The 9332-nt window shown below is 60.9% G+C and carries 11 protein-coding genes; 4 read left to right on the top strand and 7 right to left on the bottom strand.

Annotation, left to right across the window (positions count from 1 at the left end):
* Positions 1–288 (top strand): hypothetical protein (locus BMW72_RS19080; protein ID WP_208598226.1); only part of this gene is annotated, 288 nt, incomplete at its 5' end.
* A gap of 559 nt (positions 289–847) precedes the next feature.
* Here the strand turns inward: BMW72_RS19080 and BMW72_RS17770 are convergent.
* From BMW72_RS17770 to BMW72_RS17750, 5 genes are all read right to left on the bottom strand, one after another.
* The gene (locus BMW72_RS17770) at positions 848–1801 is read right to left on the bottom strand and encodes a hypothetical protein (protein ID WP_092112966.1); all 954 of its coding nucleotides are present in this window, start codon (positions 1799–1801) and stop codon (positions 848–850) included.
* Positions 1767–2360, bottom strand: coding sequence for an RNA polymerase sigma factor (locus tag BMW72_RS17765; protein ID WP_092112965.1), 594 nt, complete (start codon positions 2358–2360; stop codon positions 1767–1769). Before BMW72_RS17765 ends, BMW72_RS17770 begins: the two co-directional genes overlap by 35 nt.
* Before the next feature lie 557 nt (positions 2361–2917).
* Positions 2918–3451 (bottom strand): RNA polymerase sigma factor, encoded by a 534-nt coding sequence (locus BMW72_RS17760; RefSeq protein WP_092112962.1) that lies wholly within the window; start codon positions 3449–3451, stop codon positions 2918–2920.
* Positions 3448–4206, bottom strand: coding sequence for a hypothetical protein (locus BMW72_RS17755; protein ID WP_134361287.1), 759 nt, complete (start codon positions 4204–4206; stop codon positions 3448–3450). The genes BMW72_RS17760 and BMW72_RS17755 overlap by 4 nt, the downstream gene beginning before the upstream one ends.
* Positions 4207–4435: 229 nt before the next feature.
* Entirely contained in the window at positions 4436–4861 is a 426-nt protein-coding gene (locus BMW72_RS17750) for a hypothetical protein (RefSeq protein ID WP_241984094.1), read from the bottom strand.
* An 817-nt stretch (positions 4862–5678) separates the two neighbouring features.
* On the opposite strand from BMW72_RS17750, the gene BMW72_RS17745 reads away from it, so the two are divergent.
* From BMW72_RS17745 to BMW72_RS19420, 3 genes are all read left to right on the top strand, one after another.
* Complete coding sequence (locus tag BMW72_RS17745; RefSeq protein WP_092112956.1) at positions 5679–6263, top strand: recombinase family protein; 585 nt, start codon at positions 5679–5681, stop codon at positions 6261–6263.
* 436 nt (positions 6264–6699) lie between these two features.
* Positions 6700–6891, top strand: coding sequence for a hypothetical protein (locus BMW72_RS17740; RefSeq protein ID WP_092112954.1), 192 nt, complete (start codon positions 6700–6702; stop codon positions 6889–6891).
* A gap of 255 nt (positions 6892–7146) precedes the next feature.
* Entirely contained in the window at positions 7147–8022 is an 876-nt protein-coding gene (locus BMW72_RS19420; protein ID WP_241984093.1) for a helix-turn-helix transcriptional regulator, read from the top strand.
* 125 nt (positions 8023–8147) lie between these two features.
* Here BMW72_RS19420 and BMW72_RS17730 read toward each other — a convergent pair whose 3' ends face one another.
* Positions 8148–8957: an aminoglycoside 6-adenylyltransferase gene (locus tag BMW72_RS17730; protein WP_092112951.1), complete on the bottom strand. Its 810-nt coding sequence runs from the start codon at positions 8955–8957 to the stop codon at positions 8148–8150.
* A 163-nt stretch (positions 8958–9120) separates the two neighbouring features.
* A partial coding sequence (locus tag BMW72_RS19075) for a WCX domain-containing protein (protein ID WP_244151253.1) occupies positions 9121–9332 on the bottom strand: 212 nt, incomplete at its 5' end.

Below are 9332 nucleotides of genomic sequence, written 5' to 3'. Positions count from 1 at the left end.
ATGTGGGTAGTCGGCGGCTTGGCGTCGTGTCTGGGCTTTCTCGTTTTTCCACCGCCTAACGTTCGACCCAATGAAAAGAGGGCGACTGGCGAGCACCGTGTTGCTGTGGTGGTTGGATGCGCATTCGGAGTTGTTGCCGCCTTGATCGGAGCCGACTGCGTACTCAGAGATCCGTCGTGTGTCCCTGGGTGGGCGCTTATAGGGATGGGAACCGTCATCGCGCTCGTCATGTTCTTCGCGAGCGAAGGAATTTCATTTCGCCACAAGAAATTGGGCGAGGATAGGTGAGTGTCGCTTCCTACAGAGCGGGGACCGCAATTAGCATCCGATCGGGCGGTGCAGGCGTCTCCCCACCTGGACGCCCTGCGGGCGCCAAACGCCTGGTCCCCGGGCCGGACGTCGGCCAAGCGAGGTACTTGCAAGGGGACGCCGAATCGGACGGTGAATCGGCAGTTCGAATTGGCCATTATCTAGCGGCGCGCCGATCCTGAGAAGCTCCCGCAAGGGAAACCCTCTGCGGGACGGTGACTGCAGTCGTGGACTTTAGGTGAGTCAGGCGGCTGTCTGCGCATGCGCCCATCGCTGAGTAAAGGAGCGAAGCTGAGAGCCGCCTGCTTGCAGCGTCTGCAAAAATGGCGAGTAGGACCTCTTCCTGCCCGTTGACAAGAACCTGGGTAACCCGCAGAGCGGAAGCTGTGCGAGTTAAAGCCATTCCAAATGCTAGGCCACGTCGGCGGTCAACGCCGCCGGGTAGTTGTCGTCACCGGAGCCGACGGAAGAGGGACCAAGATAGAGTACGTCGGCGGAAGATCAACTGCGGCCGGGTTTACCTCGTGGCTCGGAGTGTTCATGGCGCCGTGTCCACAACGGTCGTCTCGATCGCGGTCAGCGACATCTCTTCGTTGACTCCCCATCCGAAGAGAGTTGTGCCGCTCATGGCCCGTTCACCAATGACGAGTCCGGTGTCGGGATCGATGATGATTTCTTGGCGTTCCCCGGCTCTGAGCATCTCGTTCCGGCCGATCGCGATTCCTGTCACGCCGTCGAGATTCGCGACGTTGTCGGTGGCCGTAACTCCGGAAATACGAGATAGCGCGTCGAGGAGAGCTGCGCGTTGTGGCGCCGGAACTAGGCCGGACCGGAGGATGTCTGTGATGCGCACGAAGTTGTCCTCGTCCCGGGAGGCCGACCCACCGTTGTACTGAGCGTCGATCCACTCATACGCTGCTGCGCCGTCGAGGGGAATGTCCGCATAGTCGACGTTCACCCACGAATGCCCTGGGTCATAGAATCGGCCGTCGACCGCTCGGGTTGTCTCGATCGACTCGCCGGTGAGCACGCCAGGCATGTTGCCCCAATCGCGGTAGAGCGTCCATTCCGCCTCGGGATCGGCGGGCATGTAGACGTCCATGATCTGATCGTTCGGCTCGCATCCGGTCGCATCGCAGACCCCCCAGCGAGCGTGCGTGTGCGAACGAAGGTACTGATCGGAGCCAGCCACAAGATCTGCATATTGGATGGTCTGGGTGGCCGCGGTACGCAGCACGTCACTCGCGTAGGCCGACTGCGCGCTCAAGGTGACGTTGCCCACCACAAGGACGCCCGTCATCGCGGCGGCCACTCCGGCAGCAGCCCAGGTCAGCCGCGGCATCCAGCGCCGCTGCTTTCGATGCTGCGCCGTCGCGTAAGTCGCGTCGTCCGCGATGCGGCCGAGAAGCGCTGCCCGCCCCGCAGCCAACGCCGTCGGGCTCGGTTCGCGCGAGTCGTCACGCATGTTGCGGAGCAGTGTCAGTTCGTCCATAGTCCGTCTCCTGTTCGAGGGTTTCGATGCCTGCGGCACGGCGCAGTTGGCGCCGTGCCCGATTCAGTCGTGAGCGCACTGTTCCGACCGGTACTTCCATCGCTGTGGCGATCGAGGCGTAGTCGAGGTTGCCCCAGGCGTATAGCAGCAGGGTGTCGCGATCGATCTCCGGCAGTCGCCGCAGCGCCTTCGCCAACCGCTGGGTGAGGCGGTGAGCGTCAATACGTGCGCCGGCCAGGTCGATGAGGTCGGGGACGATCTGCGCCGTGAGGTCCGCTATCATCCCTTTCCACGCCGTCGCCTCCAAGCGGACATGCTTCCGCATCAGTCGCGTGGCAATACCCAGCAACCACGGGCGCGCATCGACCACCGTCAAGTCGTAGGCCGACCTCCGTTCGAATGCCACCAGGAACGTCTCCGACATCACATCGTCCGCAGCGTGGTCGCCCAGCCGCTGTGCGGCATACCGGAAAACTGATGACGCGTGACGGTCGTACAACGTCGCGAACACGGCCGGCTCACGCGCCGACCGCTCTATTACGTCGTTATCAGGGCTCATATTCGTATTGCTCGATTCAATCGATTGGGTTCACACCAATCTTGCTGCGCGCGAGCGTCCACGCGCGGAGGCGTTCTCCCGCGGGCTCGTCCAAGCATCGATGAACTCGATACTGCCCCTTGGAGGTGCTGCACCCCTGGGCTCATGGGCGCGCACAACCGCAAGCCCAATTGCATCCGCAAAGCGGGGACAATGGTACGCCGGCCGATTGGACGTGCCTGCGGATCTTCCAGAGTGTCCCACGGGTTTTGAGAAACTCAGGTTCCAAGACAGTTCTTTTCCTTCGGCGATGCGATCTGATAGCACCGCTCAACGCCGACGCTCGGTGCCCGCAAGCCGAACCTGCTACGGGACGCGGCCGAGTTCGGTCTGACTCCGGAGTGCCTAGTCTGGGCAGACCGGCGAATCGTACGAGGCGTCTCACCATGTCGCGATAACAATGGAGACGGCGGCTGGCAGGTCGATGTCATCCGGCCGAATTGGGCTGTCCCCAGCTGCCCCAGTCGGGTTTGAAAACGTCGTGCGGCTCGGCAGCCGAGGCTGCTCTCGCGGGGACGTCATGGTGTCGCGCCAAGTGTTTCACGGAGTTGGGCACGTGCCCGCGAGTAGCGTGCTCGCGCGGCATCCGGTCGGATGCCAAGAATCTGGCTGGCGTCGGCGACCGAGAAACCTTCCCACGCGACCAGCAAAACCAGCTCGCGGTCACGATCGGTCAGGCTGCCGAGCGCTGTTCGAAGGTCGATGTCAACTTCAGGACCGGGGATAATCTCCTCGCGAACTAGGACACGTAGCCGGTCGGCCAAAGCCGTGTGGCGCCGGCGACCACGTCGCGCGGTGACGAGAATCTTGCGTGCCACGCCGAACGCGTATCGTCGTGCATCTTCGGTGCCGGCGGGCACCGCGCGCTCCTTCCGCCACAGAACAAGCAGCGTGTCTGCTACCGCGTCTGCGGCATCCTCACGATCATCTAACCGATTCAAGAAATAGCCGAGAAGGTCCGGTATCAGTTCCCGCATTACGTCCTGAAGGGGCCCGACCAGCACGACCTTGTCTACGAATACGAGCCCATCGATTCCCTCAACGGTGCTCACAGCGCCTCAGGGATGTATTTGGTGAAGAGCTCCACAATGAGGGCATCACGGTCGATTCCGTCCCAGGCCGGGTTGCCGTCATATTGAGCTGCGGCCTGCGCGACCTCAGCGTCGCCGTCGGCCATTTCAGCTACGAATCCGGCCATCAGCTTAGTAACACCACCGCCGTCCGTGGCCACCAGTGCCGGCCAGGTTGGGGTGTCCTCCAATACGGCAATGGCGGCAGTCATCCTGGTTTGATCGCCGGCGTCGTGGGCGGCGATCCATTCCCCCATCCACGTGGTGTATACGATGGTTTCAAAACTGCGCTGCACGTTTAGCTCCGGGGTCAGCGCAGGATTGGCCGCCTGTTGCGCTACGACTTGGGCGATAACCCCTTGCTGTGTCTGACCGGGCGCGAGCGGCAGCCACTGGGGATAGATCGAGGCCGCGTACTCGGGGAAATCGGATGCGCCGGTATCGATCATTTTCTCGCTCGGACTGGCGACACTATCGAGATCCGGATTCAAGACGGTTTGCGCTAGAAACTTCTGCACAATGTCGGCGGTGGCTGGTCCAGCCACAAAACCGCTGAGCACTATCGCACCCGCTGCCGTTACTGCCGTGACCCGCGTACGAAGTGCTCGACTCCGAGCGGTGGCACGCGTATCGGAAATGAGCGCAGATACCACTCCAGGTGGAAGAATCTCGTCCCGTAGCACTACTATTCGACCGTTTCGCAGTCGCCCGTCAAGTTCGTTCTCGGTGATTGCCATGAACCTCGTCCTCTCATCAGCCTTATACCTAGGACATGACCGGCCGAGGTCAAAGTGTGACACTCACCCATGAAATCGGCGAATACAACTTCGCGTCTCGAAAGGGGGACGCCCACCGGCCGCGTTGAAGCGTGATCCCTCAAGTCGATTCGCTGTGCGAGTTGCCCGTACGGGGAACGTCTTGCGAGACGGTCCGTCAGACTTCCACTTAGACGGCGTAGGCCGCCATTCAGAGAATCAGCTTCGGTCGTCCATCTGGCGTCTGGCCGAAGCGAGCAAAGAGTATGAGCACCAAGGCTGTGCCCGACAACACCCCGTCTAACAGGCCAGCGGGAAGCAGGAAAACCATCAGCGCCAGCGTCACAACGCAATTGATCAAGGAAAGCGCAAGGCCCCACAATCTGTTCCTCAGAAGCCCGACCGCGCCCAGCACGCGCAGAGCCGCGAAAATCCCGCTCATAGCCATCATGAGATAGAGGTTTTCTTGCAGATAGAGAAGGGCGAAAACATCGGCATTTTCGACGATGGTCGTTTGCGGAATTCTGAGAGCCAAGAGGACAAGGACGCCAATGAAGACGAGCCCCTCCATAAGGACGCCTTGAACTAGGAGCAGCCCGGCCGCCCAGCGATATTGCAGCCGCTGAGTAGTGTCCATTCCGCAACCATATCGGCCACACGACGGTTCCAATGCCGAACCCCTACGGGGCGCTCGTTCGTCTTGATCCTCGCCAAGCGCAAATGGATTCGGCGGTCGGTCCAGTTGACCGAACTCAGCACGGCTTGTATCAACACGATTAGATGGAACGATGAATGCAAATTATCGGTTCTCATCTGACCTTGCTGAGATCGACCGCGACCAGGTGCACCGCTGGATCAGCGAGCTGTCCTATTGGGCGCCCGAGCGATCACGCTCACGGCAGGACGCAGCACCACGCCCGGGCCCAGGACTCCACGGCACCCCGCGCCAGCGTCGCCAGGGACATTGTTGGCGATCGAGGGTTTCGCAACACCACTGCGAATGCCTCGAGGTGATCGCAACCCGCAATCTAGGAAAAAGATGAGCCCCTTAGGGACATCTCCGCCGCGCCAGCTGTGCCCCATTCGCGCAAGGCGCCAAGCGCTGCACCTGTGCTCTTCTCGGCTGGCGCGTTTGTCGCAACGAAGAGTGAAATAGCGGCGGTCGCTCCGACGAGCTCAAAGAGGACGCTGCTGACCTCCGTTCGAAGTTGCGAAGTAGCCGGCACCCTATCCATGGGTAAAAGATTAGCTCACACGGCGAAACGGGGTCAGCGCTACCACTCGAGGGCAACGCAAGTGTCAATGCAGTTGTTTCTCTCCTGTCTCAGAATGACTTCAAACGAAACAACAAAACCATCCCACTGGCTTTGTTGGGTGGCCGAACAGGACCGCAAGGGGGGATCCCGACTGCGACGATTGTTGACTCACTTTGAGCCGAGCGGGATGGTTTCGCCATGGATGGATTACCGATTGGATACGCACGCGTGTCCACCGAAGAACAAGATCTCACCGCCCCACACAATGCCCTGGAACGTCTGGGCGTTAGATCATCACTGATCTACACCGATCATGGTCTGACCGGAACGAACCGGGCCCGACCGGGACTTCGCGAAGCGCTGGCCGCCTGCCGTGCTGGCGACACCCTGGTCGTGGCGAAACTCGACAGACTCGCACGGTCGCTCCGGGACGCGAAAGACATCATCGACGAGCTCACGGCCAAAGACGTCAAGCTCAGTATCGGCGGAGCGGTACACGATCCGAACGCCCCGGTCGGGCGTCTCCTCTTCAATATTCTGGCGATGGTCGCCGAGTTTGAATCGGATCTGATTCGCGCGAGAACGCGGGAAGGAATGCAGGCGGCTAAAGCGAAGGGGCATCTTCGCGGTAAGCAGCCCAAGCTGTCGGTGCCGCAGCAGAAGCACTTGGTCGAAGTCCACAACGCCGGCCTTCATTCCAGCGCGGAACTGGCGGAGCTTTTCAACGTCGCGCGGTCGACCGTCTACCGAACTATCCAACGTCAATTCGATTCGAACCGCTGAGGGACCATTAATTTGGATCCCGTTGCCGGACCAGCTGGTCCGGCAACGGGAACCCTTAACGGGACGCTCGATCTTGTAGACCTCTATGGAGTGCGTCTGCGCGCCCGTCATCTGCAGAAAGATTGGTCGCGCGACGAATCCGCGAAATAGCGCGTCGCCGTCTCGCTATCCATAGCAATCGTCGTTCTGCGAACGGACCGATTGCTAACTCCGGCCGAAAATGGAGTCAGCGACCAAAGCCATCGTCGCCCGCTATCTTGAGTGGATGACGCGTTCACCGAAGGCACCAGGTATTGCGCGCCCCTTATGGCATTGGACGGTTCCGGCCGCAATAGTCGTCGCTGCTTCCCTCTGGATAACCTCGGCACTTCAGCCGGCGACGCTCCAGTGTCCAGCGGTCTTTCCCCCGCCGGAGGGCTGCACAGACGGGGTAGGAATGAACTTCACCCTCGTGATGAGCGTCATTCTCTTCGGGTTATTCACGGCACTGCTGCTGGTCGGTGTCGTCGTGAGGGAACGCCACCGGAATAGATTTCTTCGGATCGTTATGGTGGCCATCGTCATTGCCACTCTCGTTGGGCCGCTGTGGACGCTAAGTTCCTTTGGTTTTTTCCATGCGCGGCAGTGAGGGTTCACACGGCTACCATGTCGCAGCTTAGGCCGAGCAGGGCAGCTGACACGGCAGAACGGCGTTGGTTTTGATCGAGGAAAGACAGACTCCGAACGGACATCCGTATCGGGACCCCCTGCGGGACGGGAAGGCCTCGGTCTCTCGTTCCTTCGGCGGAGAGGGATCCCCCAGAAGGAGGAGAGGCATCTCCCAGAGTGAGGAAAGCCTCGCCCCTGTGCGTCGAAGCGCTGCTGCGGCATCTACTGTCATAGCATGACGAAGATTCGTGCACACTTGGTCCGTTTCCGTGAGCCAGCGCTCGGGGCGTTGTTCTTCACTGCGTGGTTTGTGCAGTCGTCAAACCGCATTGTCGACTACGTCCCGTCGCGAACGGACACGTTCCTGACGAATCCGTACGCGGTGTTTATTGCGGCGGGCTTCGGACTGGCCATCGCGCTCTGCCGGGTTCGACCCGGCACCGCTCTGTCATTGACTGGGGGCCTGCTGGTCTTGCAACTCCTGTTTTGGCCGGCGCGCTTCAGCCAGGTCAGCTGGGTTGCCTATCTTGCCCTTGTTTTCCTTGTTGTTGGCATCAGCGCCTTTAGCCGGGTCAACACGCGCCGTGTACTGCTGGGCTTGTCCATCGTCTGCAGCGTTGCCGTGAGCGCATTACTGAACGTTCCGTTCCTGTCAATGTCCGGGGTGTGGGGAACCATCAACGGAAAGGAAGCGGCCAACATCGAAGTCGTTCAAGGATTCCTCACCTGGTCGGTGGTGGGCCTTCTGCTGACGCTGGGCGCCTGGCATATCGGATCGCGACTTCGAGTACCAGCCATGCGTCCCGAACAAGAATCATCCAGCGAACTTCCCACGGGCGCGGCCGCGGCCGACACAGAGATCTACGCCCCTGATCCCAATCGCCCGCACCCAGATGCCGCTAGTTGGGATTCAATCGCCGCCCTGTCGTCGCGCGAACGGGAAATATTCCTTTTGGCTGCCCGAGGGCTGAGCAACAGCGACATCGCCCACAGCGCTCACATCGGCGAGTCAACGGTCAAAACTCACCTCAGCAGTATTCTCACCAAACTCGGATTCACATCCCGGGCACAAATCGTCGCTCACGCCTACCAAAGCAGGCTACTGCGCTGATCACGGGGCATCGACATCCCGATTTCTGTCCCACGGCCGCCCCGGTCTGCAGTGGAGTGCAATGTTCGGGACAGACGGGACGTCCGCAAGGGGAACCCTTTGCGCAAAACGTTCCGGTGGATCCTCTAGCGGGGATCCGGCTGCATGGCGAGGATGACTTCGACTTCGCGGTGGACGCGGTCGTGGTTGAAGGACCGGAAGCCAAGGCCATCCGTGATACTTCTGCCAAGCCTGGCGAACAAGGCGATCGAAGCGTGCAGGGCCTTGGCAGAGTCCACGACGTCGAAATGTGCCCAGCACTGTTCAAGCGCTAGCTGCACGTCGGCGTCCATCCATTGCCGCATGCGGGACCCCAGGAAGCGCACGTCGTAGTCAAGTCCGTGGCGCACGCAATGATCCCACTCGATAAAGGTCAGCAGTGACGCTTTCAGGTCTCTGTCTCGAATCTTGCAGGACCACAGCTCGTCTCGGACGATTGCCTTCGCGCACATCAGCGCGGCCGCGTACCCCCAGTTCAGTCGCTCCTGAAATGCCGCCTCGTCGGGCAATGAAGACCTCACCGCAGCCACGTGCAGTGAGCCGGAAAGACCGTCTTTGTCCACGAGGAAGGTGAAAGGCCGCTCATGGCGGATCATCGGCAGCACGGCAGCCCTGATGACAGTCAAGTCCAGCTTGCCCCCGACATAGTAAACCAAGCGGGCCGGGTGCCAACCGGGGGTTGCCAAGCGTTCGACAACGAGCACCTCCCCAAGTTGATCCCACCAGGAATCGTCTGCAAGGAGCGGTGCCGGGTCCGTGGCGTAGATCTCGATATCGCGATCCGACAGGGGGTGCGTCTCGTGCGCGGCTGCGGATCCAGTCATCACCATCGCGCGCACGTTCTCGCTTATCTGCGCCCAGGCGGTCAGCGTGTCGATTGCGTTGTCGTACTCCACACCTCCAGCTTTCCACAGAGTCCGCACCCAGCAGCACCGGCCGGCCACAAGGGGAACCCTTTGCGGGACGCGTACGGCTCTACGTTTCGGACTCCCTTTTGGTGCAAACCCAGAAACGATGCCGCAGTGGAGAGGTGCTTTGGGCTCTGCTGCCGGGTCAGCCTCAGTACAGGGCCGCCATGGCAGTGGCAACGTCCCGCATAACAGCCCGCGCCTCCGGCGGACTCGTGACACGGAGGTGGGCTCCGAATTGCAACAGCTGACGCACGGACTCCACCTGGTCGTAGATCACGGTGATCTCGACTTGTTCGGCATCAGCGGGCTTACTGCTGGCGAGTCGAACGCCTAGAATCCGTCGAGCGAGGTCAAGCCTGT

Source organism: Cryobacterium luteum (assembly GCF_900110125.1).
Taxonomy (GTDB): Bacteria; Actinomycetota; Actinomycetes; order Actinomycetales; family Microbacteriaceae; genus Cryobacterium; species Cryobacterium luteum.
This window is presented reverse-complemented; position numbering and strand designations above follow the sequence as displayed.

Excerpts from the sequence above, each read along its gene's own strand:
- BMW72_RS17745 (WP_092112956.1), top strand. The coding sequence starts at position 5,679 with ATGGATGGATTACCGATTGGATACGCACGCGTGTCCACCGAAGAACAA.
- BMW72_RS17755 (WP_134361287.1), bottom strand. The coding sequence starts at position 4,206 with ATGGCAATCACCGAGAACGAACTTGACGGGCGACTGCGAAACGGTCGA.
- BMW72_RS17750 (WP_241984094.1), bottom strand. The coding sequence starts at position 4,861 with ATGGACACTACTCAGCGGCTGCAATATCGCTGGGCGGCCGGGCTGCTC.
- BMW72_RS17740 (WP_092112954.1), top strand. The coding sequence starts at position 6,700 with ATGAACTTCACCCTCGTGATGAGCGTCATTCTCTTCGGGTTATTCACG.
- BMW72_RS17770 (WP_092112966.1), bottom strand. The coding sequence starts at position 1,801 with ATGGACGAACTGACACTGCTCCGCAACATGCGTGACGACTCGCGCGAA.
- BMW72_RS19420 (WP_241984093.1), top strand. The coding sequence starts at position 7,147 with ATGACGAAGATTCGTGCACACTTGGTCCGTTTCCGTGAGCCAGCGCTC.
- BMW72_RS17765 (WP_092112965.1), bottom strand. The coding sequence starts at position 2,360 with ATGAGCCCTGATAACGACGTAATAGAGCGGTCGGCGCGTGAGCCGGCC.